Genomic DNA, 26360 nt, shown 5'->3' on the forward strand with positions numbered 1-26360 from the left:
ATGGGTGGAGGATTTACTTCCAGTCGGAGGTCTGCAGGAGCGGATCGATCGTCAGCCCGAAGGTGGCGCCCACCTTCTGCCCTACGGTCCCCGGCGTGGCCAGTGGCGCACTGCCGCAGGAACCACCACCCGTCTTGATGATGGCCCACAGCATCGCGCCGTCGCGTGCATTGCGGTTGGACGCGGTGCCGTTCGCGACCGCGCTGGCGTAGCGCTGCACCGAGTACGGCTGGTTCAGGTTCGCGCCGTACTGGTCCTGCAGGTTGCGCGAGCCGGTGCACTGGGCATCGGCATCGTTGACCACCAGCATGCCGCCGGCCCAGCCTTCGGGCGACGGCTCCAGGCCGATCGACACGATGGTCTTGCTCGGGAACAGCGAGCGGTACTGGTTGTACGCGGTGATGCCGTCGTAATGCTCGAAGCGGGCGTCGTAGCTCATCACGTTGACCAGGTCGAGCATGTTCGCGACCGCCGGGTACTTCAGCACCACGCCGCGCTCGCGCCCGGCATTGCCGCCCCAGTACGACATCTTGCCGGCGCAGGCCGGGTCGGCCGTCGTGCCCGAGGTGCAGTCCGCACCGCTCGACCAGCCGGCCAGCGTCAGCACGCGGCCGCCACCGGCCAGGTCGACCGCCTTGCGCAATGCCTTGATCGCGTTGGCATAGCGGTCCACGTCGCCATCGGCTTCGTAGTCGACGTCGAGGCCGTCGAAGCCCATCTCGGTCTGGATCTTCGCGAGGGCGTTGATGATCGAGCCGCTGCCGGCCACCCCTTGCGCCGCGAGCGGGCCCCAGTTGTTGTAGGTGGCGCCGCCGACCGCGAGGATCACCTTCTGGTTGCGCTGGTGCAGCACGTCGATCGCGGCCTTGATGTCCTTCGGCGACGCACTGAACGTGATGCCGGTGCCCGAGAAGCTGTTGGTGTTGATGCCGGCCCACGAGAAGTTCGGGTCGGCGAACGACACCATCACGTGCGTGTAGGTGGCGGGCACCTTCGCGAACTTGCTGGCCTTGTAGACGTCGTTGGCGGTCTTGCCGGTGGCGTCGAACCAGTTGTCGCTCCAGGTCGGGTAGTAGCCGACGTAGACGCGTTTGGTCTGCACCGCCTTCAGCGCTTCAGGCAGCGTCAGCGTGCCGTTCGGGGCCGGGGCCGGGGCGGGTGCAGGGGCCGGCGACGGCGCGGGGGCCGGGGCGGGCGACGGAGCCGGAGCCGGAGCCGGGGCAGGCGTCGGGCCGCACGACGCGCTGGTCGGCGTCCACAGCGTCGGCGTTGCGGCCGGGTTCCAGTTCGCGCCGGCGAACGCGGTGTGCGTCACCAGGGCCTTGTATTGCTTGCCCTGGTAGCTGACGACCTGGCCGACGTTGTAGGTGATGCCTTCGGTCCAGGCGGCGCAGCTCGACGGTGCCGGGGCGGGCGCGGGGGCCGGGGCCGGCGTCGGTGCGGGCGCCGGAGCCGGCGTGGGGGCAGGGGCGGGCGCTGGAGTCGGCGCTGGCGCTGGCGCAGGGGCCGGAGCCGGTGCCGACGACACCGGGATCAGCGCCCATTTCTGGTTCGCGTTGACGCTGCAATCCCATTGCTGGATGCCGGCGCCGGGCGCGCTGTTCCAGTCCTTCACGTCGACGCACCTGGCGCTGTGGGCGGCCTGCAGGCGCACCGTACCGGTGGCGGTGTCGGTCAGCATCGCGAAGCGCTGGTTGGCGCCGCTACTGTTGGCCCATTGCTGGATCAGCGCGCCGTTGGCGGTCGACACGTCGGTCACGTCGAGCGAGCGGCCGCTGTTCATGTTGACGATGCGGTACGTGCCGCTGGTGTCGGGCACGAACGAGAACACCTGCGACGCGGCGCCGCTGCAGTTCTGCTGCACGACCTTCGCGCCGTCGGCCGTGCTCGCGCCGGCGATGTCCAGGCAAAGGTTCGAGAACGACGACTTCACGGTGTACTGCTTCGCGGTCGGCGCCGGGGCCGGTGCGGGTGCAGGCGCCGGTGCCGGTGGGGTGCCGTCCTTGGCGGTCGCGAAGATCTGGTAGTACTCGTAGTCGCGCGTGTTCGCGCGGCTGAAGTCGTCCTTGCTGCCCGACCCGACGCGGTCGCGCTGCGCCGCCCAGTACGACAGCAGGCCGATGCCCTTCTGCTTCGCGAAGTTGGCGACGACCGTCGCATCCGCCGGCGTGAAGATCTCCGACGCTTCGTCGTTCTGGCCGATCATCGGCGTGATGCCGATCATCGCCCACAGCTGCGCATCGGTCTTCGACGGGTACACGCCCTTCAGCTGGTTGAAGGTCGACTGCGCGGCCGAGACGGCGAGGTCGCCCATCTTCTTGCCGCCGCTGTAGTAGGTGCCGTAGTCCATCGCCATGATGTTGACCATCGACACCGTGACGCCGGCGCTCGCCGCGCCCTTGATCAGCTCCAGCGCCTTCGGCGGCAGGCCGCCCGGCTCGGAGCTGGTGCGGAACGGATCCACCGGCAGCGTGAACGAGGTGTACAGGTCCGGGTAGATCGCCTGCAGCTGCTTGATGGCCGCGTTGCGCACGCCGTTCAGGCGCGTGTCGCCGAGCTGGCCGCCTTCGATGTCCCAGTCGATCGAGCGGGTGCCGTGCGTGTCGATCAGCTGGCGGATCAGCGTGACGAGGTTGGCCGTCGAGCAGACCGATTCGAGGTAGGTGCCGCTCGCGCCGCCGAACGACAGGATCACCCGTCCGCCGCCGTTGATGTAGGCCTTGACGTCGGCCTTCACCGACGCGTTGTTCATCGTGGCATCCATGCCGCCGCTGAGCGAGCAGGCGCCGTTGTTCGAGATCGCGAACGCGATCGTCATGCCGTCCATGCCGGCGCGCGACTTCGCCTCGGTCAGGTTCTTGAACTTGTAGTCGGTGCTGTTGAAGCTCCAACCGAAGAAGTAAGGCGCGACGATCGTGCCCGCATGGGCCATCGACGTCGCGGCCACACCGGCGGCGAGCGCGAGCGCGCTCAGCTTGAATCTGTTCATGTCCCAACCCTCTCGCGGCCTCGGCGCTGCGGCGCCCGGCCCTGCCTTGTTGATTCGATCTCGCGTCGACGAACTGCGCGGGGCCTACGCGAGGGCCTTGCTGCGGTGGCGTTCCATCAAAGTGGAAACGCTTCCACAAGACCAATTGAAGCACCCTTGGTCATCAGACAAACCAGGGTAAACCCTTGCGAAATGCCGCGGCAAGGTGACGAGTTGTGTGCAAAGTTGCAGCTTTCCAGGCATGCATCCGGTGACTGTCGAGGCATCCATTCGCGATGGCGATGGATGAATCGAACGCCTGGTATTAATTTGGTCTCATGACGAAACCGGCGGCTGCGGATCGGGAAACCCGATGGGTTCAGAACACCGTGCCGTCGCTGTCGATCGCGAGCGGCGGGCTGCCGTCGCGCAAGTCGCGAGCCATGGCGCGGCCTGCAGCCCAGGTGCCGCCTTCGAGGATGCAGGCGAGCGGCATCTCGGCGGCGGTCTTGCCGAGTCGTTGGCGCACCAGCGGCGCGAGCTCGTCGATCAGCGCGACGGTGAGCGCGCGCCATTCGACGATGGCTTCGTCGCCGGTTGTATGACGACGGCTTGAAAAACCGGCGTCGCGCGGCACGATGACGCCACTGTCGAGCAGCAACCCGCCGTTGCGGTACTCCGGCAGGCCGGTGAGCCCGTCGAGCCGGGCCACCGGCACGCCGGCCCATGCGAAGGGCTCGAGCAGCGAGTAGCACAGCCACTGGCTGAGCTTGTGGAACGGCACCCAGCCGGCGCTCGGGCCGCTGCCGCCGGCCAGCGGATGGCGCCAGCAATCGCCGAGCGGCAGGCCGTCGAGTTCGTTGCCGGCCAGCCAGATGCCGCTCAGCGTGTCGAGCAGCGCCTGCAGCAGCTGCGGTGCGCCGAGCGGCGCCTGGTGCGACTTCAGCGCCAGCCGGTCGAACAGCGCACCGGGCCGGCCGACGGCGCCGAAGCTCGCGTGCTGCACCTGCATCGCTTCGCCGAGCCGGCGCAGCAGCAGCGTGCGGCCCTCCAGGCCGACCAGCGGGTTGTCGTCGCGCACCTGGAACATCGCGGCCAGCGTGGCCGCGTCGAGCCGCAGCAGCGCGGCGGCATCGACGCGCAGCGGCTGCGACGGATCGCTCGAGAACAGCCCTTGCATGAAGCCGCGGAAGCTCGCGACACCGAGGCCTTCGGAGCGGCCGAACGCCTGCCCGCTTTCGGCTTCCAGGTAGCGCCACGACGCACCGGCGCCGGCGTCGAGCAGCACGCTGACGACGGTGAGATCGATGTGCGCATGGGCCTGTGCAGCTGCATCGAGGCCGGCGAGCCGCGCATCCAGCTCGGCTTTGCGGTCGATGCCGCCGGCTTCGAAGTGGCGCCAGCGGCTGTGGTACGGGATGCGCAGGTCGGGGTAGTGCTGCCGCGTGACCTGCTCGACCCGCTGCGCCGCATCGGCCAGCTTCGCGCGATCGAGCGTGAAGTGGTCGGAGCGCCCCTCGCCGACCGCGCGCAGGATGTTGGCGCAGCGCTCGCGGATGGTGTCCGCCTGGCGCAGCGTGGCGACCGCGACGCTAGACAAGGCCGCGCCCCTTGGTGGCCGCGAGTTTCACGTCGTCGGGCACGCTGCCGTCGGTGAAGTAGCCGGCCGCGATCTTCGCTTCGATCTCGACCTTCGCATCGGCCGGCACCAGCTCGTCGGGGATCTTGATGCGCTCGCCGACGGTGATGCCGCTGCCGGTGATCGCGTCGTACTTGTCGTTGCTCATGCTGACGAGGCGGTGGATGCGCTGGATGCCGAGCCAGTGCAGCACGTCGGGCATCAGCTCCTGGAAGCGCATGTCCTGCACGCCGGCGACGCATTCGGTGCGCAGGAAGTACTTGTCGGCGCTGTCGCCGCCGACCTGCCGCTTGCGCGCGTTGTAGACCAGGAACTTGGTGACCTCGCCGAGCGCGCGGCCTTCCTTGCGGCTGTAGGCGATCAGCCCGACGCCGCCGTGCTGCGCGCCGCGGATGCACTCCTCGATCGCATGCGTCAGGTAGGGCCGGCAGGTGCAGATGTCGGAGCCGAACACGTCGGAGCCGTTGCACTCGTCGTGCACCCGCGCGGTCAGCGTGACGGCCGGGTCGGCGAGGTCGCGCGGGTTGCCGAAGAGGTAGAGCGTCTGCCCGCCGATCGGCGGCAGGAAGACCTCGATGTCGCTGCGCGTGACGAGCTCGGGGTACATGCCGCCGGTCTCCTCGAACAGGTGGCGGCGCAGGTCGCCTTCGCTGACGTTGAAGCGCTTCGCGACGCCCGGCAGCCACCACACCGGCTCGATCGCCACCTTGGTGACGACGGCAGAACCGTCGTCGAGCAGCACGCGGCCGTCGACTTGCAGCCGCTGGAAGGCGAGCGCCTGCCGCACCTCGGGCAGGTGGATGTGGGCCTGCGTCACCGCGATGGTCGGGCGGATGTCGTAGCCCTCGGCGATGTAGTCGCCGAACACGTCGGCGACCGACGCGCCCCACGGGTCGATCGAGACGATCTTCGAAGCGTCCCCCCAGGCCGGGTACGGGCCGATCAGGTCGGTAGGCGCGGTGTTCGTGAGGTCGGCGCGATGGCCCTTCTTCAGGTTGCCTGCCGCGAGGGCCAGCGCCCGGTACACGCCGTACGAGCCGCTGTGCGTGCCGATCACGTTGCGCTGGCTGCGGTTGGTGGTGGTGCCGACGATCGGGCCGCGCTCCAGCGCGGTGGCGGCGCCCCAGTGCAGGGCCGGCGCGCCGGACGGGCCCTGCTGGCCGGGGTGGGAGGTCAGGCGGATGTGCCTGGAAGTCTCGCGCCCGGGAGCCGGATCGCTGGCGGTCTGGGAACGGGGCTCGGTGCTCATCGCGGTCGCTCCTGCTGGCCGGGGGAAGGCCTGGCCCACAGGATACGACGGCGGTGCCGCTTCAGGGCAACCGCGGCCGGTGCGCCGCATCCGGCGCCGCGATCCACGCCTGCAACTCCGCCACCCGCGCATGCTTCGGCGCCAGCCCGACGAAGGTCGTGTACGCCTTCAGCGCCTTCGCCTCGTCGCCGGCCTGCAGCTGCGCATCGCCCAGGTTCAGGTAGGCCAGCGCGCGGCTGCCGTCCATCTCGATGGCGCGTTCGAACCAGCGTGCCGCCTCGGCCGGCTTGCCGCGCTTGAAGTAGACGAAGCCGAGGTTGTTGGCCGCCAGCGCGAACACCGGCTGCAGCTTCAGCGCCTCGGTGAACGCCGCCTCGGCTTCGTCGTAGCGGCGCTCGCGGTACAGCGCGAGCCCGCGGTCGTTCGCGCGCTGCGCCGCGACGCGTGGCGCGACCGGCGCGGCGGCCGGCGTCGACAGCTTCACGTCGCCACCCTCCAGGTTCTTGATGACGACCTGCACCTCCTTCGCCGCACCCTTGCCGGCGCCGGGCTGCAGCGCCGCCGTCTTCGCGTCGTCGAGCTGCTTGTTCAGCTTGCTGGCGTCGGCATCGAGCTGCGGCGAATCGCCGCTCAGCGCCTCGCGGTCGGCCGGCAGCTCGAACACGAACTCGCCGCCTTCCGAGCCCGGCAGGCTGCCGAAGGCCGGCGTCTGGCGCGCGATGGCCGCCACCGACGGCGCGACGTAGGCCGCCAGCTCGGTGCCGGTGACCACGCCGTCGCCGTTCAGGTCGGCCTTGCCGTTCAGCGCCTGCAGCAGCGTCCAGGTGAACACCGAATGGCCCGCCGGGCCGTCGTCGGCCACCTGCTGGTCGGCGCCGCCGGCGGTCAGCATCTGCCGGCCCAGCCGCCGTGCGTTGTCGGCCAGGAAGTTCGCGCTGCTGCCCGCGCCGCCGCCGCGTGTGAGCCCCAGGCCCGAGTAACAGGCGTCGACCATGAACAGCACGTGCTTCGCGCTGATCGCCTCGGCCACCTCCTGCAGCTGCGGCATCGAGATCGCGTCCGACGCGAAGTCGGCCAGCGCCGCATCCACCGGGATCAGGTAGCCGACGTCGCGTCCGCTCGTCAGCTTGCGCGTGCCGCCGTGGCCGGCATAGAACACCACCACGCGGTCGTCGCGCCGCACCTTCTTCGCATCGGCCAGCTTGTCGTTCAGCACGCGCAGGATGTTCGCGCGCGTCGCCTCCCCGTCGTAGAGCGCGGTCACGTTCTCGGCCTTGAAGCCGAAGCGCGTCACCAGCGTCTCCCGCACCGCGCGCGCATCGCGCACCGCATGGTGCAGCTGCGGCCATTTCGCGTACTGGTCGATGCCGATCACCAGCGCGTGGCTGTCGCGGTACAGCGCGTCGGCGCTCGCGGCCAGCGCGGCATCGGGCACCGCCTTGCGCGGCGCGTTGACGATGAACCGGCCGTCGCGCCAGGTCGCGAAGCGGTAGCCGTCGGCCACCAGCTGGTCGAGCACCAGCGGCAGCGCCTGCACCGTGCGGCCCTGGATGTCGTGGAACAGGACCACGCCACGGCCGGCCTTGTCGACCTCGCTCAGCACCCGCTCGGCGATGCTCTTGGGCACCGGGTCCGCCCAGTCCATCGAGTCGACGTTCCACATCATCGAGCGCAGCTTCAGTCCTTCGACGGTGCTCAACGCGCCCTCGGTGCGAGCGCCGTACGGAAAGCGGAACAGCGACGACGGCTGGCGCCCGGTGGCGTCGAGCAACGCCTCGGTGTCGGTGGTCTCGGCACGCACCGCGTCGTCGCTCAGCTTGGCCATCACGCTGTGCGTGAAGCTGTGGTCGGCGAGCTGGTGGCCGGCCGCCAGCACCCGCTTCGCGACCGCGCCGTTCGGGCCGAGCTTCGCGTGGCCCTGCGCATCGACGGTGCCGAGGTTGCGCCCGAGGTTGAAGAAGATTGCCGGTGCGTCGTAGCGCTTCAGGATGTCGAGGATGTCGTCGGTGTACTTCGGGTGCGGGCCGTCGTCGAAGGTCAGCACCACGGTCTTCGGCGGCAGCGAGGCGCCGAAGATCTCGCGCGAATCGGGCTCGTCGTTCGCACCGGACTTCGCCGACGGCAGGGTGTACGGCACGATGGTCGCGAAGTCCTTCAGGATCTGTTCGCGGTTGTAGAGCTTCGAGACCTTGGCCACGTAGTCGGACCACTTCTCGCGCTGCAGCTCGATGCCGCGCTTCGCGAAGCGGCCGAACACCTCCTTCAGCTCGCGGTCGTAGGCCTGCTCCACCTCGGCCAGCACCGCCAGGTCCTCGTTGGCGCGGCGCGCGAGCTTGAGCCCCGCGATCGACTGCGACTGCGCGTACTGCGCTGCGAGCCGGGTCAGGAATTCCTTGAAGGCGAGGCGGTCGGCATCGAACCACGACGGCTCGCCCTCGATGCGGTCGAGCAGCCCTTCGAGCGCCGGCAGCGTCGCGGGGTTGGCGGTGTCGGCCGCAGCCGCCGCGAGCGCGTCGACGCGCTCCTGCAGGTCGTGGAACAGCAGCTGGCCGACGGCACCCACTGCGCGCCGCTCGGCCGGCTTCAGCGCGCGTTCGCCGCTCATCAGCACGACCATCTGGCGGTGCGCGGCGAGCACGCCGTCGGCGCGTTGCTGCAACTGGGCGGCGAGGGCGCCGGCCGACGGCGGTGCGGAGGCGCTCGTCGCGGCGGCGCTTGCAGCGACTGGCGCTGCCGATGCCGCCGGCGCGCTGCCGGCCGCCGGGCTGGCCGGCGTGGCGCCGCGGTCGCAAGCGGCCAGCGCAAGCAGCAGCGCAGCGAATGTCAACGGCGTCACAAGGTGTCGGGAAGAAATCTGCATCGATTGCCGCAAGGCGCCTGCTGCAGGCGGTCTCGCCGTCGGGGAAGGAGGCCTGTATTTCATCATCGAACCGGCGCAGCAGCGGCGACGCCTAAAATTGCGCCCGCGCCACCCCGGCGCCCCTCCTGTCTTCCTCTCGACTGCGGCATCGCGACCGCCTGCGCCATGAACCTCTCCGCCCTGTCCGCCCTGTCCCCGCTCGACGGCCGCTATGCCGCCAAGGTCGCAGCCCTGCGCCCGCTGCTCAGCGAGTTCGGCCTGATGCACCGCCGCGTGCAGGTGGAGGTCGAGTGGTTCATCGCACTGTCGGACGCCGGCCTGGCCGAGTTCAAGCCCTTGAGCGAAGCCGCGCGCGGCCTGCTGCGGGGCCTGGTGGCACGCTTCAGCGAAGCCGATGCGCAGGCCATCAAGGACATCGAGCGCACCACCAACCATGACGTGAAGGCGGTCGAGTACTGGCTGAAGGGCCGCTTCGAATCGAACCCCGAACTGAAGGGCGCCGGCGAGTTCGTGCACTTCGCCTGCACCAGCGAAGACATCAACAACACCAGCCACGGCCTGATGCTGAAGGCGGCGCGCGCCGAGGTGCTGCTGCCCACGCTGGACCGCATCGTCGACAGCCTCGCGGCGCTGTCGGTCGAGCTGGCCGAGGTGCCGATGCTCAGCCGCACGCATGGCCAGACCGCCAGCCCGACCACCGTCGGCAAGGAAGTCGCCAACGTGGTCGCGCGGCTGCGCAACGCGCGCGAGCGCATCGCCGGCGTGCAGTTGCTGGCCAAGATGAACGGCGCGGTCGGCAACTACAACGCCCACCTGGCGGCCTACCCCGAGATCGACTGGGAAGCCTTCTCGCGCCGCGTGATCGAGGGCGCTCTTGGCCTGAACTTCAATGCGTACACGATCCAGATCGAGCCGCACGACTACATGGCCGAGCTGTTCGACGCGGTTACGCGCACCAACACCATCCTGATCGACTGGTCGCGCGACGTCTGGGGCTACATCAGCCTCGGCTACTTCAAGCAGCGCACCAAGGAAGGCGAGATCGGCTCCAGCACGATGCCGCACAAGGTCAACCCGATCGATTTCGAGAACGCCGAAGGCAACTTCGGCCTGGCGAACGCGCTGCTGACGCACCTGAGCCAGAAGCTGCCGATCAGCCGCTGGCAGCGCGACCTGACCGACAGCACGGTGCTGCGCAACATGGGCGTCGCGCTCGGCTACGCGGTGCTCGGCTACGACAGCCTGCTGCGCGGCCTGGGCAAGCTCGAGGTGAATCGCGACGCGCTCGCGGCCGACCTCGACAGCGCCTGGGAGGTGCTGGCCGAACCGATCCAGACGGTGATGCGCCGCTACAAGCTGGCCAACCCCTACGAGCGGCTGAAGGAGCTGACGCGCGGCAAGACGATCACGCGCGAGGCGATCCAGCAGTTCATCGGCACGCTGGAGATTCCCGAGGCGGAAAAGGCCCGGCTGCTGGCGATGACACCGGGCAGCTACACCGGCATCGGCGCCGAGCTGGCGAAGCGGATCGGGGCGCCGAAGCGCTGAGGGCGGCGGGCGGCGGGCGGCGGTTCGATCTGGAACTTCCCGGTGGCATGGCGCCACTCAGGGACATTGCGGATCGAAGGAGTACTGCGCGTGAACGACGGCATAGGCAGCAAGACGCCATCGGGACAGCGCCCCGTCCTGCCCAGGCTCCAGACGGTGCGGACAGAGTGGACAGAGCGACAACGGGCGGAGCCCAAGACCCCAAAGTTGCATGAGCTCCCTGTGACGGGCCCGGTGGCGGCCTTCTTTCGCCACTGGCAACTGCCGGCATCCCGAGACGAGGTGTCGCAGGTCATGCGCTGCTGCATTCGCAACAAGGACGGCGATGGAGCCGCAAGGTTGGTCAAGGCGCTCTTCGAGCGCGATGGCGACGCTGGCCTGACCTTGCGCCTTGGCTACCCTGCCTCAGGCGACGAGCAAGGCCCCCTGGCCGACGATGACCTGAAATTCCTGGTCCGCTGGATCAACGAATGGATGCCCAAGACGCCGGGCGGGCCGGTCGCGCTCGATCTCAGCGGCAACGACCTCACCGCGAAGGGCCTGACGCGACTCTGCGCCTGCCTGCGCGTGAACCCGCGGGTGCGGGCGCTTGACCTCTCGCGCAATCGCTTCCTGACGCCAGCCTTGTCGCGCCAGGACACGGCCAGCAAAGCCCTCCGCAGAAAGCTCACCTCCCCGCGCTGCCCGAGGGCGCCATTGCGAACCGGTGACGCGATCGGCGAACTGCTGACGTCAGGCCACCTCCGGCGCCTGTGGCTGAACGGCATTCCATTTGCGAGGGAGGACCGCGAGCTCATCATCCGCGCGGTGGTGGACAAACGCACGCTGTGTGCATTGGGCATGTCGGGTTGCGCGCTCTCGGAAGCCGACATCAAGATCCTGGTCCAGCAGAATGGAAGCAAGGGCTGGCGCCACCTGGCCCTGGGAGCGAAGTTGACCCAAGGCGCGCTGCAGTCCATCACCGCACTCCTGCGCACGAGCAAGACCCTCGTGACGCTGGATCTGGAAACGACCGAACCGTATTCGCTCCTCACGGTCACCGAGCTGTTCCGTGCGCTTGATGGCAACCACAGCCTGAAGCACCTGTCCGTGGCCGGGCACAGCCTGAGAGGCAACGGCGCTGCCGTGACGGAGGTGCTGCGGAAGAACACCTGCCTTCGCAGGCTGGACATGTCGGGCAGCGACATTTCGATGGAGCTTCTGGAAGCGTTGGTACGGGCCCTGTCGCGACAGGAAGGCTTCAAACCCAACGACACCCTGACGACATTGATCCTGCCGGAGTTCGCCCCCGGAGCCGTTGATCACGACAAGACAGAACTGATCAAAGCAAAGATCTCCTTTGCGATCAGCCGCAATCGCGCAAGCCTGTTCGAGCGATTGCAGGCCAACGCCTTGACGGTCTTCGCAGCCGGCCGTTCATCCGCATGCACCTTGCCACCGGAACTGCGCAGCAGGATCGTCGGGTACCTCCAGGATGACGAGCGCGCGTTGCGATCGCTGGCCAACCAGGTTCGCAAGCCGGATCTCGCACCAGAAGCTCGTGCGACACCCAAGACCTGGCAGGAGGCCCGCAGCCCACGCAGCTAACCCGCCGCCTGACCCTTCGGCCGGGGCCGCTTCAATCCTTCAGCAGCCCCTCGGCCCGCAGCGCCTGCTGCACCGCCGGCCGCGCCGACACGCGAGCCATCCACGCCCGCAGGTTCGGGAAGTCCGACAGCGGGATGCCGAGGAAGTTGCTCCAGTTCACGATCGTGAAGCCGTAGGCGTCGGCGATGCTGTAGTCGCCGGCCAGGAACTCGCGCGTCGCGAGGTGCTTGTCCATGTCGGCGAAGCGCGCGGCCAGCTTCAGCTTCGCGTCTCGCTTCGTGCTGTCGGCCGTCTCCTTGTGCCACAGCCACGGGCTGAAGGTCTTGTGCAGCTCGGTGCTGACGTAGGTCAGCCACTGCGTCACGGCCAGGCGCCGCCGGCTGCCGGGCGCGCCGATCAGCGCCTGCGCCGGGTCCAGGTCGGCGATGTACTGCTGCAGCGCGGCGCCTTCGGTGTGGCGCGAGCCGTCGTCGAATTCCAGCAGCGGCACGTAGCCGCGCGGCGCGATGTCGAAGTAGTTGCCGCCGCCGTCGGCCAGCGTGTGGGTCGCGAGGTCGACCTGGTGGGCGTCGAACGCGACGCCGATTTCGCGCAGCGCGATGTGAACGGCCAGCGAGCAGGCACCGGGGGCGTAATAGAGCTTCATTGCAGAGATCCTGTTGAGGTTTCGGTGGCGTGACTCTAGGATTGCGCTGGTGCATCTGAAATAGGCAAGGTGGCAATCAATGGCTGCATCCATGCAATCTGCCGGCGGGCCGATCGGCACCGGCGAACTGGCGGTGCTGCTGGCGCTGGTGCGGGGCGGCAACCTGGCCGCGGCCGGGCTGCTGGCCGGCGTCGACGGCTCGACGGTGTTCCGCACCGTGCAGCGCAGCGAGAAGGCGCTGGGGCAGCGCCTGTTCGAGCGCTCGCGCGACGGCTACCGCGCCACCGAGCTGGGCCTGCAGCTGGCGCAGCATGCCGAGCGCATCGAAGCCGAGCTGGAAGCCGCGCGTGCGGTGGCACGGGTCGAGGCGGGGGCGGTCAGCGGGCTGGTGCGCATCAGCACCACCGACACCATCCAGAGCGGGCTGCTGCTGCCGGCGCTGGCCGGCCTGGTCGCGGCCAATCCGCTGCTGCGGCTCGAGATCACCGCACGCAACGAGCTCGTCAACCTGTCGCAGCGCGAGGCCGACATCGCGTTGCGCGCGACCGTGAAGCCGCCGCCGCACCTGGTCGGCCGCGAGCTCGGGCCGATCCGCTCGGCGGTGTACGGATTGAAGGGCCGCGGCAGGGCGAAGGTCGACCTGGCATCGGCACGCTGGATCGTCGTCGACGATGCGCTGCCCGAGCACCCGTCGGTGCGCTGGCGCAAGAAGCACCTGCCGAAGGCGGAGCCGGCGCTGCGCGTCAACAGCGTGCAGGCGGTGATCGATGCCGCCGCCGCCGGGCTGGGCGTCGGCATCGCACCGCTGTTCAGCGCCGGGCAGCGGCGCGAGCTGGTGCAGCTCAGCGATCCGCTGGCCGAATGCGAAACGCAGCTGTGGCTGCTGACGCATCCGGAGTCGCGGCACCTGCGGCGCATCGCGGTGGTCGCGGCACACCTCGCGAGCCACCTAAAATCCCCGCCATGAAATTCACCGACCAGCTGCGCCGCGCCGAACGCCGCAACGATTCCCTGCTCTGCGTCGGGCTCGATCCCGATCCGGCGAAGTTCCCCGGGGCCTGGAAGGGCGACGCCGGCCGCATCTACGACTTCTGCAGCGCGATCGTCGATGCCACCAAGGACCTGGTGATCGCCTTCAAGCCGCAGATCGCTTATTTCGCCAGCCAGCGCGCCGAGGACCAGCTGGAGCGGCTGATGGCCCACATCAAGCGCGTCGCGCCCGAGGTGCCGGTGATCCTCGACGCGAAGCGCGGCGACATCGGCGCGACCGCCGAGCAGTACGCCCGCGAAGCCTTCGAGCGCTACCAGGCCGACGCGGTCACGCTGTCGCCGTTCATGGGCTTCGATTCGCTCGAGCCGTGGCTGCGCTACGGCGACCGCGGCCTGATCCTGCTGTGCCGCACCTCCAACCCCGGCGGCTCCGATCTGCAGGCGCAATCGCTGGCCGGCGGCGACAAGGTCTACGAACGTGTTGCCCGCCTCGCGCAGGGCGACTGGAACCGCAGCGGCCAGCTCGGCCTGGTGGTCGGCGCGACCTTCCCCGGCGAGATCGCCCGCGTGCGCGAACTCGCCCCCACGCTGCCGCTGCTGATCCCGGGCGTCGGCGCGCAGGGCGGCGATGCCGCCGCCACGGTGCGCGCCGGCTGGCGTGCCGATGCGACCATCGTCGTCAACTCGTCGCGCGCGGTGCTGTACGCGTCGAATGGCGACGATTTCGCGAGCGCCGCCCGCCGCGTCGCCCAGGCCACGCGCGTCGAGCTGAACGCGCACAAGCCCACCGCCTGAAGCACGGCGCCGTCGTGCAGTCCTGCACGACACGCCGGCGGAATCGGGAAAACCAGCCCGCATCGGCCGCGGCGCGGTGCCACACTCTGCGGCACCGCGCGGGTTGTTTGTCGATGCGCGGTCCCTCGCCGTGCCGCTCTCCTCGCCCCTGCCCCTTCTGCCGAGCGAACCCCTGGACCGGATGGTGGCCCGGCTGTTCTTCGGCGCCGGCATCGCGATCTCGCTGATCGGCGCGCTGATCTACCTGTCGCCCTCGCTGCCGGCCCGCCCCGCGATGCGCGCGCTGCTGGTCGGCGACTGCCTCGCGCTCGCGCTCAGTTTCGCGATCGGCCTGCGGGCGATGCGCCGCGTCGCGCTGCCGCGCCTCGTGCAAGGCATGGGCTGGATCGCCGCGAGCGCGGTGCTGGTCACGACCATCGGCCTCGGCCAGGGCGTGCACGCGCTGAACCTCGGCTACCTCGGGCTGCTGATCTGCGTCGTGACCGTGTTGTCCAGCCCGGCCTCGGGCATCGTGCTCGCGCTGGCGATGGCCGCCGCGGTGGCCGGCCTGGCGTTCGCCCACCACGCAGGCTGGCTGCCCGGGCCGTCCGCGATGGCCGGCATCCCGCTGCCGCTGCGCGTGCTCACGCACTGGCTGATCTTCGGTTCCGCCACCGCCAGCGGGATGCTGATCGCCGGCGTCGTGCGGCGTGCGCTCGGCGAGGCGCGCGACCGCGAGGAGCGCTTTCGCAGCCTGTTGCTGATGGCCGCCGACTGGTACTGGGAGCTCGATGCCGACCTGCGTTTCACCCACATCAGCGACAAGCTGAACCAGTACTCCGGCATCGACGCCAAGGAACGGCTGGGCCGCCGGCCGTGGGAGATGCCGCAGATCGGGCTCGACGCCGACACGCTGGCCCGGCACCGCGCCGACCTGGAGGCCCACCTGCCGTTCAGCAACCTGATGGCGAGCCGCCCGGGCGAGACCGGCGAGCTGCGCCACAGCATGGTCAGCGGCCGGCCGCGCTTCGATGCCGACGGCCGCTTCCTCGGCTACTGGGGGCTGGGCCGCGACATCACGGCCGAGGTCGAGGCGCGCCGCGCCATCGCCGAGAGCGAGGGCCGCTACCGCGAGCTGTTCCGCCTGTCGCCGACCGCGCTGGTGCTGCACCGCAACGGCGTCGTGGTCGACAGCAACGACGCTGCCGCGCGCCTGTTCGGCTTCGCGTCGGCCGACGCGATGAAGGGCTTCGACCTGACCCGGCTCTACCCGGAAGGCGACGCGCGCGACCAGGTGCGCCGGCGCGTCGCGTCGCTCGAGATGCTGCCGGTCGGCGAGGGCCTGGGCGTCGCGGATTTCGACCTGATGTCGCTGGACGGCCGGCCGCTGAGCGCGCAGGCCTCGGGCATGCGGGTGAACGCGCCGGGCGGGCCGGCCACGCTGTCGATGTTCCACGACATCACCGCGCGCGTGCAGGCCGAGACCGCGCTGCGGCGCTCGCAGGCCCTGCTGTCGCACCTGGTGGCGACCAGCCCCGACTGCATCACGCTGACCGAGGTGGCCAGCGGCCGCTACGTGATGGTCAACGACAGCTTCACCCGCATCACCGGCTGGCGCAGCGACGAGGTGGTTGGCCGCACCGCGCTGGAGATCGGCATCTGGCACCGGCAGTCGCACCGCGAAGCGCTGGTCGCCGGGCTGGCCCGCGGCGACCTGGTGAAGGACCTGCCGGCCACCTTCGTGCGGCGCGACGGCACGGTCGTGTCCTTGCTGCTGTCGGCCGCGCGCTTCCGGATGGACGACCAGGACTATCTGGTGCTGAACGGCCGCGACGTCACCGAGACCGAGCGCGTGCGGCTCGAACACGAGGCGATCCTGCAGAACGCGTCGATCGGCATCGCGCTGACGCGCGAGCGCCGCTTCATGCAGGCCAACCCCTGCTTCGAGGCGATGTTCCGCTGGCCGGCCGGTGCGCTGATCGGCCAGCCGGGGCAGGTGGTGTGGAGCGACGCGGCGGCCTATGCCGAGATGGGCGCGCTGGTCGGGCCGCGGCTGGCGCAGGGCGAGCCGGTGGAGGTCGAGCGCATGATGCGGCGCGGCGACGGCAGCAGCTTCCTGTGCCGCCTGCTCGCGCAGGCGGTGGACCCGACGCACCCGAGCCAGGGCGGCACCATCTGGATCGCCGAGGACGTGACCGAGCGGCGCGCGTTCGAGCAGGCGCTGGCCCATGCGCGCGACGTGGCCGAGGCGGCCAACCAGGCCAAGAGCGCGTTCCTCGCGAACACCAGCCACGAGATCCGCACGCCGCTGAACGGCCTGCTGGGCCTGGCGCGGCTGGCGATGCGCCCGGGGCTCGACGCGCCGCGCCGCGACCAGTACCTGGCGCAGATCCAGGACAGCGCGCAGAACCTCGCGAGCATCATCTCCGACATCCTCGACCTGTCGAAGATCGAGGCCGGCAAGCTCAGTGTCGAGGCGGTCGCCTTCGACCTGCGCGGGCTGCTGGTCGCGGTGCACCGGGCGTACCAGTCGCTGGCGCAGGCGCGCGGGCTGTCGCTGCGGCTCGCGATGACGCCGGAGGTGCCGGGCACGGTGCTCGGCGACCCGGTGCGGGTGCGGCAGATCCTCAGCAACTACCTGACCAACGGCATCAAGTTCACCGAGCGCGGCCACGTCACGCTGGAAGCGGCGCTCGATGCGGACGGCCGGGTACGGCTCTCGGTGCTCGACACCGGCCCGGGCATCGACGACGCGACGCAGCGGCGGCTGTTCCAGCCGTTCACGCAGGCCGACTCGTCGACCACGCGGCGCTTCGGCGGCACCGGCCTCGGCTTGTCGATCTGCAAGGAGCTGGCGACGCTGATGGGCGGGCAGGTCGGCGTCGACAGCGAGGTCGGGCGCGGCAGCCGCTTCTGGGCCGCGCTGCCGCTGCCGGCCACGCCGGCGCGCGAGGTCGGCACCGATGCGGAATCGCTCGACGTCGCGTCGCTGGCCGGCGCGCACGTGCTGATGGTCGAGGACAACCCGGTCAACATGATGATCGGCGTCGCGATGCTGGAGCAGTGGGGCATCGACGTGGTGCAGGCGGTCGACGGACTGGAGGCGCTGGTGGCGGTGCGGCGCTCGGTCGACGAAGGACGGCTGTTCGACGCGGTGCTGATGGACGTGCAGATGCCGCGGCTGAGCGGCCACGAGGCAGCACGCCGGCTGCGCGAGCAGCATCCGGCCGACGAGCTGCCGATCATCGCGCTGACGGCGGCGGCGCTGGTGTCGGAGCGCGACCAGGCGCTGGCCGCGGGGATGAACGAGTTCCTGACGAAGCCGATCGATGCGCACCGGCTGCGACAGGCGCTGCTGCGGGCCGTGGCCCAGACGGAGCAGCGCCCGTAGCCCGGATGCCGATCCGGGGAGCGGCGTCCCGGATGGGCATCCGGGCTATGAGAGTGGCAAGGCCCGTTGACGTCGGCCGGTCAACGCATACAGCGCGTTCGCCAGCGCCGGTGCGGCCGGCGGCGTGCCGGGCTCGCCCATGCCGCCGGGCGCGCGGGTGCTCGGCACCAGGTGCGTCTCAATGCGCGGGCAGTCGGCCAGCGTCAGCAGCTTGTAGTCCGGAAAGTTGCGCTGCCTGACCGCGCCGCCGTCGATGTCGATGCGGCCGTACAGCGCGGCCGACAGGCCGAAGACCACCGCGCTCTCCATCTGCTGCGCGACGATGCCCGGGTTGACCACCGTGCCGATGTCGGCCGCGCAGACCACGCGGTGGATGCGCGGCCGGCCGTCGGCGAGCGACACCTCCATCACCTGCGCGACGATGCTGCCGAAGCTCTCGTGCAGCGCGACGCCGCGGGCCTGGCCCACCGGCAGCGGCCGGCCCCAGCCGGCCTTCGCGGCCGCGAGCTTCAGCACCGCGGCATGCCGGGGCATGTCGCCCAGCAGCCCGAGCCGGAACGTCACCGGGTCCTGGCCGGCCGCCTCGGCCAGCTCGTCGATGAAGCATTCGCTGAAGAACGCATGGTGCGAATGCCCGACCGAGCGCCAGTAGCCGACCGGCACGCCGCTGTGCGTCGCGACCTGCGCGATGCGCTGGTGCGAGATGCCGTACGGCAGGTCGTACAGGCCTTCGGCCGCGCTCTTGTCGGGCGTGTCGACCGGCCCGGCCAGCGACGGCAGCACGCGTTCGATCCAGCGCGGCGTGATCGCGTCCCCGGCCGCGGTGATCGTCAGCCCCGAGACCATGCCCTTGCCATCCAGGCTCGCCTGCATCAGCGCGACGCCGGCCGGCCGGTAGAAATCGTGCGCGATGTCTTCTTCGCGCGGCCACACCAGCTGCACCGGATGCCCGCCGCATTCGATCGCGATGCGCACCGCCTGCGCGACGAAGTCGACATCGAGCCGCCGCCCGAAGCCGCCGCCCAGGTAGCTGACGTGCAGCGTCACCGCCTCCAGCGGCACGCCGGCCACGCGGGCGGCGATCGCGCGCGCCATGTCGGGCACCTGCGTCGGCACCCACAGCTCGACGCCGCCGTCGTGCACGCGCGCGGTGCAGTTGATCGGCTCCATCGGCGCATGCGCCAGGTAGGGCGCGCGGTACAGCGACTCGATCTGCCGCGCGGCGCCGGCGCGCGCCTGCTTCACGTCGCCGCGGGTGTGGAACGCGAAGCCGCCATCGGTGTGCGCGGCTTCGCGCGCGGCCTGCTCCAGCGCCTCGTCGATGCGCTTCGTGTCGGCTGCGCCGGCCGGTGGCGCAGCCCAGTCGATCTCCAGCGCCTGCGCGCCGCGCTGCGCATGCCAGGTGCTGCGGCCGACCACGGCCACCGCCGCGGTCGAGCCGGCATACGGCCCGAGCCGCACCACGCGCTGCACGCCGGGCAGCTGCATCGCCGCGTCGACCTTCACCCGCTGCGGGCTGCCGCCGAGCATCGGGCAATGGCGCACCACTGCATACAGCTGGCCCGGCTCGCGGGTGTCGAGGCCGAAGCGCGCGCTGCCGTTCACCTTGGCGGCCAGGTCGGTGCGCGGCGCGGCCGTGCCGATCAGCGTCCAGTCCTTCGGGTCCTTGGTGCGCACATCGCCGACCGGCGTGGCCGCGGCCAGCTTCGCAAGCTCGCCGAAGTGCGCATGCGGGCCCGACACGTGGCTGACGATGCCGCCATGCACCTGCAGTTCCGCGCGCGGCAGCTTCCATTGCAGCGATGCGGCGCCCAGCAGCTGCGCCCGCGCGGTGGCCGCGGCCAGCCGCAGCACGTCCCACGCGTCGGCGATGCTCGACGAGCCGCCGGTCACGCTGACGCCCAGTTCGCGCGCGAACTTGCTGACCATCCACTGGCCGGCCTTGACGGTGGTGGTCTCGCGACCGGGCTCGGTGTCGTCGGGATGGAAGGGCAGTGCGCCGACGAACATCGCGACGTTGCCGTACAGCGACTGCGGCGCCGCCTGCACCAGCTTCACGCGCGACAGCGGCGTGTCCATCTCGTCGGCCACCAGCATCGCGAGCGCGGTGTGCACGCCCTGGCCCATCTCGCTGCGGTTCATCGCGAGCTGCACGAGGCCGTCGGGCTCGATGCGGATCCAGCCGTTCAGCGTCACGCTGCCGTCGGCGGCCGGCAGCGGGTCGGAGCTGCCGGTGCGGCTGCGCGGCGGCAGCGCACTCCAGCCGACCAGCAGCGCGCCGCCGCCGGCCAGCGCGCTCAGCAGCAGGCTGCGGCGTCCGATCTGGGCACTCATGCGCGGGCCTCGTTCGAGCGGTCGGACCGGTGGGGTTCGCCGCGCAGCGCCGCCGCGGCGCCCTTGATCGCCTCGCGGATGCGCGGGTAGGTGCCGCAACGGCACAGGTTGGTGATCGCCGCGTCGATGTCGGCGTCGGTGGGCGACGGGTTCCTTGCGAGCAGGTCGGCCGCGGCCATCAGCATGCCGCTCTGGCAGTAGCCGCATTGCGGCACCTGGTGCGCGATCCACGCCTGCTGCAGCGCGTGCGGCTGGCCGGGGACGCCGAGCGCCTCGATGGTGCGCACCGGCTTGCCCTGCACGGCCGACAGCGGCGTCACGCACGAGCGCACCGCCTGCCCGTCGACATGCACCGTGCAGGCGCCGCAGGCCGCGACGCCGCAGCCGAACTTGGTGCCGGTCAGCATCAGCACGTCGCGCAGCACCCACAGCAGGGGCATGTCGGGTTCCACCGCGTCAGGCGGCAGGGGCAGCGTCTGGCCGTTGACGGTCAGGTCCATGGATCGGGTCACTCCGGTGTCGGTCCCCATTCTGGGCCGGGCGCGGGGGCAGCGCTGTGGCGTCAACGAAACGGGGTGTGACCGGGCGCACGCGCGTCCGGGTTTATCCTGACGCCCTTTTCGTCATTTCCACGCCTGCCGGAGTTCCGCTGCATGAACCGTCGTCTGTCCTGCCTGGCCGCTGCCGCGGTCGCCGCCACCACGCTGTCTCCAGCCGCCTGGGCGCAATCGGCCGCCTCGACGCCGTCGGCCTCGTCGGTCACGCTGTACGGGCTGGTCGACATGTCGGCCGGCCGCTTCCAGGATGCCGGCGCCCAGCGCACGCTGCGCGCCGAGAGCGGCAAGCTGACCACCAGCTTCCTCGGCTTCAAGGGCACCGAAGACCTCGGCGGCACGCTGAAGCTGAAGTTCGCGCTCGAGCACTACCTGCGGGCCGACACCGGCTCGGTCGGCCGCAGCAACACCGATGCCTTCTGGGCACGCAACGCCTATGTCGGCTTCCAGGGCGATTTCGGCACCAGCACGCTCGGGCGCAACACGACGCCGCTGTTCGTCTCGACGCTGTCGTTCAACGCGCTCGGCGATTCGTTCGGCTTCTCGCCGAGCATCCGGCAGGTCTTCGCGCCGAGCACCGGCCTCGCCTTCCAGGGCGACTCGGGCTGGAACAACTCGCTGCTCTACAACACCTCGAACGCCGAGGGCTACAACGTCAGCCTGATCGGCAACCTGGGCGAAGCTGCGCCCGGCGCGACCGGCCGCAACCTCGGCGGCAACTGGGTGCTGCTGACGCCGACCTGGGGCGCGACGATCGCGTACCAGCAGGTCAAGAACGGGCTGGTCGCGGCGCCGGTCGGCTTCGACCGCCAGGACACGCTGCAGCTCGGCGGCTCGTACGACTTCGGCCTCGCGAAGCTGTATGCGCAGGCGACGCGCGTGAAGACGCGGGCGACGGTCGAGACCCGCTCGAACATCTACGGGCTCGGGCTCGCGGTGCCGGTGGGCGCGCTCGGCAAGGTGGTCGCGCAGTACGGCCAGGCAAATGCCGACCTGAACCCCGGCGAGGTCAAGAACCGCACCGTCACGCTCGGCTACGACCATGCGCTGTCGAAGCTGACCGATGCGTATGCGGTGGTGATGAGCGACCGGCTGACGAATGTGGAGAACGGCACCAGCGTCGCGGCGGGCCTGCGCGTGCGGTTCTGACCACCCTCGCTTGAACGCTGCATTCAAAGCGCTTGCGCGTGCGGGCGCTGCGGCGGCGGCACACTGTCGGGTCGATCGGAGAACCCTGTCATGCCTGCCACCGCCCTTGCCCACCTGCCCGCCAACGGCGCGCCCGAGCTGCTGTTCCTGCTGTTCCATGGCGTTGGCGCCAATGCGTCGCACATGGAGCCGCTGGCGCAACGCCTGGTCGCCGAGTACCCGCAGGCCGCCGTCGTCTGCCTCGATGCGCCTCACCCGTTCGACGGCGTGCCGGGCGGCGGCAGCGGCTGGCAGTGGTTCTCGATCCAGGGCATCACCGAAGACAACCGCCCGCAGCGCGTCGCCGAAGCGCTGCCGCGCTTCATCGCGACGGTGCGCAGCGTGCAGCAGCAGCTGAACATGTCGTGGCCGTGCACCGCGCTGTGCGGCTTCTCGCAGGGCGCGATCATGGCGCTCGAGGCGGTGCAGGCCGAGCCGGCGCTGGCCGGGCGGGTGCTGGCCTTCAGCGGCCGCCACGCGACCGCGCCCGGGCATGCGCCCGAGGACACCACCGTGCACCTGTTCCACGGCATGGCCGACCGCGTGCTGCCGTGCGGCCCGGCGATCGATTCGGCCGAGCGGCTGGTCGCGCTCGGCGGCGACGTCACCGCCGACGTGCTGCCCGGCATCGGCCATGAGCTGCACCCGGAGCTGCTCGACAAGGCCGTCGAACAGCTGCGCACCTTCCTGCCGAAGAAGGTGTGGCGCCAGGCGATGAGCGAGGCGCCGATCCTGCCGCGCAGCGCGTCGAGCGACGAGCTGGGCTGATCCGGGGGAGCCCCCACCGGTGGCATGGGGTTTGCTGACTTGCATACAAGTCGGTACCCATCGGGACTGCATGCGCCAAGCCGGGGCATGGGAAGCGTGAGGTGCCGGCCTGTTCCGCCGCATCACCAACCCATCCCGAAGGATTCCCCATGCGCACCCGAACCCTGTCGAAGGCCGTCGCCTGTGCGGCACTGGCCACCTGTGCCGTCGCCACCCCCGCTGCCGAGTGGAGCGACGCCTTCATCGGCTTCACCTATGGCACCAAGTTCAAGGAACCCGGCAGCGACGCGGACGTGAAGAAGAAGGTGGCGACGCTGCAATACGTCGGCGGCTACAAGTACGGCGTCAACTTCTTCGCGGTCGACATGTTGGCCTCCGACGAGAACAACGCCGCCAACAACAGCGACCGCGGGGCGCACGAGGTCTACGTCACCTACAGCAACACCGTGAGCTTCGGCAAGGTGAGCGGCAAGCCGATGAAGTTCGGCCCGATCCGCGACGTCGGCTTCCAGTTCGGCTTCGACTTCAACTCGAAGAACGATGCCTTCGGTGCCGGGCTCACGAAGTACATCGCCGGCCCGAAGGTGGAGTTCGACGTGCCGGGCCTGCTGACGCTCGGGCTGCTGTACTACAAGGAGAACAACAACAACTCGATCGCCGGCACGCATGTGAACTTCGATGCGGCACCGCGCCTCGCGACGGTGTGGAGCTTCGACTTCAACGCCGGGTTGCCGGCGGTGTTCAAGGGCTGGGGCACCTGGACCGGCGAAAAGGGCAAGGACGGTTTCGGCGGCGACACCGCGGCCGAGACCTGGACCGAGATGGGCCTGCTGTGGGACGTGGGCTCGGCCGCCGGCACGCCGAAGACCTTCTATGCAGGATTTGGCTACCAGTACATCAAGAACAAGTTCGGCAACCCGTCATCGCTGGCGGGCACCAAGGTGTCGGCGCCTTCGTTGAAGGCCGAGTACCACTTCTAGCCGCAGGCCGGCCTCAGTCGAGCACCACCTCGGTCTTGACTGCGCCCGCGCGGTCCGCGCGCGCGCTGAGTGCGAGCCGCGTGCCCTTCGGCGCGCGCACCACCCACTCGGCCACCGCCCGGTCGGCCGTCACCTCGCGCGTCGGCAGGAAGGCCTGCAGCGTGCTCTTCGGCCCGTGGCCTTCGAGCTGCGGGCCTTCGATCCGCTCCTTGCCGCTGACCAGCGACACGGCGGCATCGCCCGGCGGCAGGTGGATCTCGAACATCGTGCCGCGCACCGTCTTGCGCGCCAGCGCCCGCTTGCTGACGTAGGCCGGCAGCCAGCCGCTGTTGCACACCGCCATGCGCACGCGCCAGGTGTCGGGGCCGAGCGCGCGTACCTCGGTGCGCAGCAACTCGAGCCGCGGCAGGCTGAGCGCGATCTGGTTCATCCACGCCGGGAAGCGCGCGGCCTCGCGCTCGCGCAGCTCGGGCGGCGGGTTGCGCCAGAAATTCATCTTGTCCCAGCCGCCGATCTCGACCGCGCCGAGCTGCGGATGGTGGAAGGGCTTCCATTCGACATGGGCCTGGCCGCCGCATTGCTCGTCGCTCCACTTCAGCAGCTTCAGGTCGTCTTCGACCGGGTGGTCGCGGAACCAGTCGATCCACTTGTAGCCGGTGATGCCGGCCTCCTTGTTCGGCGACCACAGCTCCACCACCCAGAACAGCGCGCCGAGGTGCTCGTACACCCAGTCCTGCGTGCCGGTGATGACCTCCTTCGGGTGGTACTTGAAGTCGTGCCAGATGCTGATGGCCGGGTAGCCGGTCAGCTTCTCGCCGAGCGCGCTGAAGCGCTTGTACGACCACAGGTCCTCCGGGATCATGTCGTCGTCGCTCTGCGTGCCCATCGGACGCAGGATCACGCCGCTGTGCGTGTGGTAGCTGATCGCCGCGCCGATGTTCGGATGCGTCATGATGAAGTCGACCATCGCCCGCACCTCGGGCTCGCTGGTCGGGTAGGGGCCGGCACCCACCTGCTCGAACTCCTGCCGCCAGGCCGACGGGAAGTTGCGGTTCAGGTCCAGCCCTTCCTGGTCGCGGTTGACGTTGACCGTCAGCCCGTCGTAGTTCTTCAGCAGGCCCTCGGGCATCAGCCGGTAGTACTCGCCGCCGAACTCGCCCGGCTCGCGCGGCACCATCAGCCGCTCGTCCTGCGGGCACTTCTTGTAGGTGCCGTGCGGGTCGGGGATGCGCATCGTCAGCATGCGGCCGTCGCCGTCGACGTCTTCCAGCGTCAGGCCCTCGACCGGCTCCTCGTCGTACGGGTAGCTGCGCGTCGACGAACGGATGTGGCGCGGCCGGTCGGCCAGCGCCAGCTCGGCGCCGTCGGGGTTGATGCGCGGGCACAGGTAGATCGCGCGGGTGTCGAGCAACTGTGTCACCTGGCGGCCGGTCTCGTCCTCGCCGCCGTACTGCGTCACCAGGTGGTGCAGGTAGTACAGGCAGGTGGTGCTGGCGGTGAGCTCGGCGGCGTGGATGTTGCCGTCGGCCCAGAACGCCGGCTTGTCGGTGTCGGGACCGGTCGCGGTGCTGGTGACGGTCGCGAGCCAGATGTCGCGGCCCTCGTGGCTCTTGCCGATCGAGCGCACCTGCACCAGCCCGGGGTGGGCGTCGGCGTAGTCGAACAGCAGCCGGGTCAGGGCGTCGTATTTGTAGAAGAGGTCGAAGCGTGGCGTGGGGGTGGCGGGCAACGTCATGGCGTACGTCAAGGCGGTGGGGGCGAAGCGTCGAGTGTCGCGCATGGCGGGCGCCGACGTCGGCCGTTAGACTGTGGCCCCCTCCGAAGACCCCCCATGCGAATCGCCACCCTCCGCCAGCAGCTTCGCGAGCACGGCGCCAAGCCCGTTCACGAGGAACGCGTGCTGCGCCAGTGGTCGCGCGCGCTGCCGCAGGACGCCGGCAAGCGCCGCCCGGAGGATTTCCTGCCGCTCGCGCTGCGCGAGGCCCTGCCGGCGCTGATGCAACAGCTCGACGGCCTGGCACGGCTGCGCTCCGAGCACCCGGCCGACGACGGCTCGGCCCGCCTGCTGGTCGAGCTGCCCGACGGGCAGGCCGTCGAGAGCGTGCTGCTGCCGCGCGACGGCCTGTGCGTGTCGACCCAGGTCGGCTGCGCGGTCGGCTGCGTGTTCTGCATGACCGGCCGCGACGGGCTGCTGCGCCAGGTCGGCAGTGCCGAGATCGTCGCGCAGGTCGCGCTGGCCCGGGCGCGCCGGCCGGTCAGGAAGGTCGTCTTCATGGGCATGGGCGAGCCGGCCCACAACCTCGACAACGTGGTGGAAGCGATCGAGCTGCTCGGCACGGCCGGCGGCATCGGCCACAAGAGCCTGGTGTTCTCGACGGTCGGCGACCCGCGGGTGTTCGAGCGCCTGCCGGAAGGCCCGGTGAAGCCGGCGCTGGCGCTGTCGCTGCACACGACCAAGGCGGCGTTGCGCGAGCAGCTGCTGCCGCGCGCGCCGCGCATCGCGCCCGACGATCTGGTCGAGCTCGGCGAACGCTATGCCCGCGCGACCGGCTACCCGATCCAGTACCAGTGGACGCTGCTGGCCGGCATCAACGACGGCGACGACGAGATCGACGGCATCGTGCGGCTGCTGCGCGGCAAGTACGCGATCATGAACATGATCCCGTACAACACGAACGAGGGCCTGGATTTCCGCCGGCCGAGCGCGGAGCGGGCCGAGGCGATCGCCCGCACGCTGCACGGCCGCGGGGTGCTGACGACGCTGCGGCAATCGGCCGGGCAGGAGGTGGACGGGGGGTGCGGGCAGCTGCGGGCGCGTGCCATCTCGGTGCTCCAGCCCTCCTCGGTACGCTCGATCCCGATCATCGTCGCCAGCTGACGCACG

General features: G+C 70.3%; 17 protein-coding genes. 9 read left to right on the plus strand and 8 right to left on the minus strand.

The genetic code is table 11. The features are described from left to right. Positions 1–13: 13 nt before the first annotated feature. The 4 genes from FHT26_RS18550 to FHT26_RS18565 all read right to left on the minus strand — a co-directional run bounded on the left by FHT26_RS18550 (position 14) and on the right by FHT26_RS18565 (position 8692). Positions 14–2989 (minus strand): RICIN domain-containing protein, encoded by a 2976-nt coding sequence (locus tag FHT26_RS18550; protein WP_168561589.1) that lies wholly within the window; start codon positions 2987–2989, stop codon positions 14–16. A gap of 358 nt (positions 2990–3347) precedes the next feature. Beyond that, positions 3348–4568: a URC4/urg3 family protein gene (locus FHT26_RS18555; RefSeq protein WP_168561590.1), complete on the minus strand. Its 1221-nt coding sequence runs from the start codon at positions 4566–4568 to the stop codon at positions 3348–3350. After that, a complete protein-coding gene (locus FHT26_RS18560) occupies positions 4561–5856 on the minus strand; it encodes a GTP cyclohydrolase II (RefSeq protein ID WP_168561591.1) in 1296 nt (431 codons plus the stop codon). Before FHT26_RS18560 ends, FHT26_RS18555 begins: the two co-directional genes overlap by 8 nt. A 61-nt stretch (positions 5857–5917) precedes the next feature. Further along, positions 5918–8692, minus strand: coding sequence for a polysaccharide deacetylase family protein (locus tag FHT26_RS18565; RefSeq protein ID WP_349238173.1), 2775 nt, complete (start codon positions 8690–8692; stop codon positions 5918–5920). Positions 8693–8881: 189 nt separating this feature from the next. Here FHT26_RS18565 and purB point away from each other — a divergent pair, with 189 nt between their 5' ends. Further along, a complete protein-coding gene (gene purB, locus FHT26_RS18570; RefSeq protein WP_168561593.1) occupies positions 8882–10264 on the plus strand; it encodes an adenylosuccinate lyase in 1383 nt (460 codons plus the stop codon). Positions 10265–10486: 222 nt separating this feature from the next. Beyond that, entirely contained in the window at positions 10487–11851 is a 1365-nt protein-coding gene (locus FHT26_RS18575; RefSeq protein ID WP_168561594.1) for a leucine-rich repeat domain-containing protein, read from the plus strand. Between the two features lie 31 nt (positions 11852–11882). On the opposite strand, the gene FHT26_RS18580 is transcribed toward FHT26_RS18575, so the two are convergent. Next, on the minus strand, positions 11883–12497 hold the full coding sequence (locus FHT26_RS18580; protein ID WP_168561595.1) for a glutathione binding-like protein: 615 nt from the start codon (positions 12495–12497) through the stop codon (positions 11883–11885). Positions 12498–12588: 91 nt separating this feature from the next. On the opposite strand from FHT26_RS18580, the gene FHT26_RS18585 reads away from it, so the two are divergent. From FHT26_RS18585 to FHT26_RS18595, 3 genes are all read left to right on the plus strand, one after another. Then, the gene (locus FHT26_RS18585; RefSeq protein WP_246867983.1) at positions 12589–13464 is read left to right on the plus strand and encodes a LysR family transcriptional regulator; all 876 of its coding nucleotides are present in this window, start codon (positions 12589–12591) and stop codon (positions 13462–13464) included. Then, positions 13461–14282 carry an orotidine-5'-phosphate decarboxylase gene (gene pyrF, locus FHT26_RS18590; protein WP_168561597.1) on the plus strand — a complete coding sequence of 274 codons (822 nt, stop codon included), beginning with the start codon at positions 13461–13463 and terminating at the stop codon, positions 14280–14282. The genes FHT26_RS18585 and pyrF overlap by 4 nt, the downstream gene beginning before the upstream one ends. Positions 14283–14466: 184 nt before the next feature. Continuing rightward, positions 14467–17652, plus strand: a complete 3186-nt coding sequence (locus tag FHT26_RS18595) for a PAS domain S-box protein (protein WP_168561598.1) — start codon at positions 14467–14469, stop codon at positions 17650–17652. Positions 17653–17697: 45 nt separating this feature from the next. On the opposite strand, the gene FHT26_RS18600 is transcribed toward FHT26_RS18595, so the two are convergent. After that, a complete protein-coding gene (locus FHT26_RS18600) occupies positions 17698–19986 on the minus strand; it encodes a xanthine dehydrogenase family protein molybdopterin-binding subunit (protein ID WP_210427473.1) in 2289 nt (762 codons plus the stop codon). Further along, the gene (locus FHT26_RS18605) at positions 19983–20486 is read right to left on the minus strand and encodes a (2Fe-2S)-binding protein (RefSeq protein ID WP_168561599.1); all 504 of its coding nucleotides are present in this window, start codon (positions 20484–20486) and stop codon (positions 19983–19985) included. Before FHT26_RS18605 ends, FHT26_RS18600 begins: the two co-directional genes overlap by 4 nt. A gap of 153 nt (positions 20487–20639) precedes the next feature. Here FHT26_RS18605 and FHT26_RS18610 point away from each other — a divergent pair, with 153 nt between their 5' ends. The 3 genes from FHT26_RS18610 (at position 20640) to FHT26_RS18620 (ending at position 23476) form a co-directional block, all read left to right on the plus strand. Further along, a complete protein-coding gene (locus FHT26_RS18610) occupies positions 20640–21689 on the plus strand; it encodes a porin (protein WP_168561600.1) in 1050 nt (349 codons plus the stop codon). A gap of 90 nt (positions 21690–21779) precedes the next feature. After that, the gene (gene ypfH / locus FHT26_RS18615; RefSeq protein WP_168561601.1) at positions 21780–22496 is read left to right on the plus strand and encodes an esterase; all 717 of its coding nucleotides are present in this window, start codon (positions 21780–21782) and stop codon (positions 22494–22496) included. A gap of 149 nt (positions 22497–22645) precedes the next feature. After that, a complete protein-coding gene (locus FHT26_RS18620) occupies positions 22646–23476 on the plus strand; it encodes an outer envelope protein (RefSeq protein WP_168561602.1) in 831 nt (276 codons plus the stop codon). 13 nt (positions 23477–23489) lie between these two features. Here FHT26_RS18620 and FHT26_RS18625 read toward each other — a convergent pair whose 3' ends face one another. Continuing rightward, a complete protein-coding gene (locus FHT26_RS18625) occupies positions 23490–25211 on the minus strand; it encodes a M14 family metallopeptidase (protein WP_246867984.1) in 1722 nt (573 codons plus the stop codon). Positions 25212–25307: 96 nt separating this feature from the next. Between FHT26_RS18625 and FHT26_RS18630 the strand changes: the two genes are divergently transcribed. Next, positions 25308–26354 carry an RNA methyltransferase gene (locus FHT26_RS18630; RefSeq protein WP_168561603.1) on the plus strand — a complete coding sequence of 349 codons (1047 nt, stop codon included), beginning with the start codon at positions 25308–25310 and terminating at the stop codon, positions 26352–26354. Positions 26355–26360: the final 6 nt, after the last annotated feature.

The organism is Rhizobacter sp. SG703, from assembly GCF_012275445.1.
Lineage (GTDB): Bacteria > Pseudomonadota > Gammaproteobacteria > Burkholderiales > Burkholderiaceae_C > Rhizobacter.

What these genes read in the sequence shown, in the direction of transcription:
- FHT26_RS18630 (WP_168561603.1), top strand. Translation starts at nt 25,308, where the DNA reads ATGCGAATCGCCACCCTCCGCCAGCAGCTTCGCGAGCACGGCGCCAAG.
- ypfH (WP_168561601.1), top strand. Translation starts at nt 21,780, where the DNA reads ATGCCTGCCACCGCCCTTGCCCACCTGCCCGCCAACGGCGCGCCCGAG.
- FHT26_RS18600 (WP_210427473.1), bottom strand. Translation starts at nt 19,986, where the DNA reads ATGAGTGCCCAGATCGGACGCCGCAGCCTGCTGCTGAGCGCGCTGGCC.
- purB (WP_168561593.1), top strand. Translation starts at nt 8,882, where the DNA reads ATGAACCTCTCCGCCCTGTCCGCCCTGTCCCCGCTCGACGGCCGCTAT.
- FHT26_RS18610 (WP_168561600.1), top strand. Translation starts at nt 20,640, where the DNA reads ATGAACCGTCGTCTGTCCTGCCTGGCCGCTGCCGCGGTCGCCGCCACC.
- FHT26_RS18625 (WP_246867984.1), bottom strand. Translation starts at nt 25,211, where the DNA reads ATGACGTTGCCCGCCACCCCCACGCCACGCTTCGACCTCTTCTACAAA.
- FHT26_RS18550 (WP_168561589.1), bottom strand. Translation starts at nt 2,989, where the DNA reads ATGAACAGATTCAAGCTGAGCGCGCTCGCGCTCGCCGCCGGTGTGGCC.
- FHT26_RS18585 (WP_246867983.1), top strand. Translation starts at nt 12,589, where the DNA reads ATGCAATCTGCCGGCGGGCCGATCGGCACCGGCGAACTGGCGGTGCTG.
- pyrF (WP_168561597.1), top strand. Translation starts at nt 13,461, where the DNA reads ATGAAATTCACCGACCAGCTGCGCCGCGCCGAACGCCGCAACGATTCC.
- FHT26_RS18560 (WP_168561591.1), bottom strand. Translation starts at nt 5,856, where the DNA reads ATGAGCACCGAGCCCCGTTCCCAGACCGCCAGCGATCCGGCTCCCGGG.
- FHT26_RS18580 (WP_168561595.1), bottom strand. Translation starts at nt 12,497, where the DNA reads ATGAAGCTCTATTACGCCCCCGGTGCCTGCTCGCTGGCCGTTCACATC.
- FHT26_RS18620 (WP_168561602.1), top strand. Translation starts at nt 22,646, where the DNA reads ATGCGCACCCGAACCCTGTCGAAGGCCGTCGCCTGTGCGGCACTGGCC.
- FHT26_RS18605 (WP_168561599.1), bottom strand. Translation starts at nt 20,486, where the DNA reads ATGGACCTGACCGTCAACGGCCAGACGCTGCCCCTGCCGCCTGACGCG.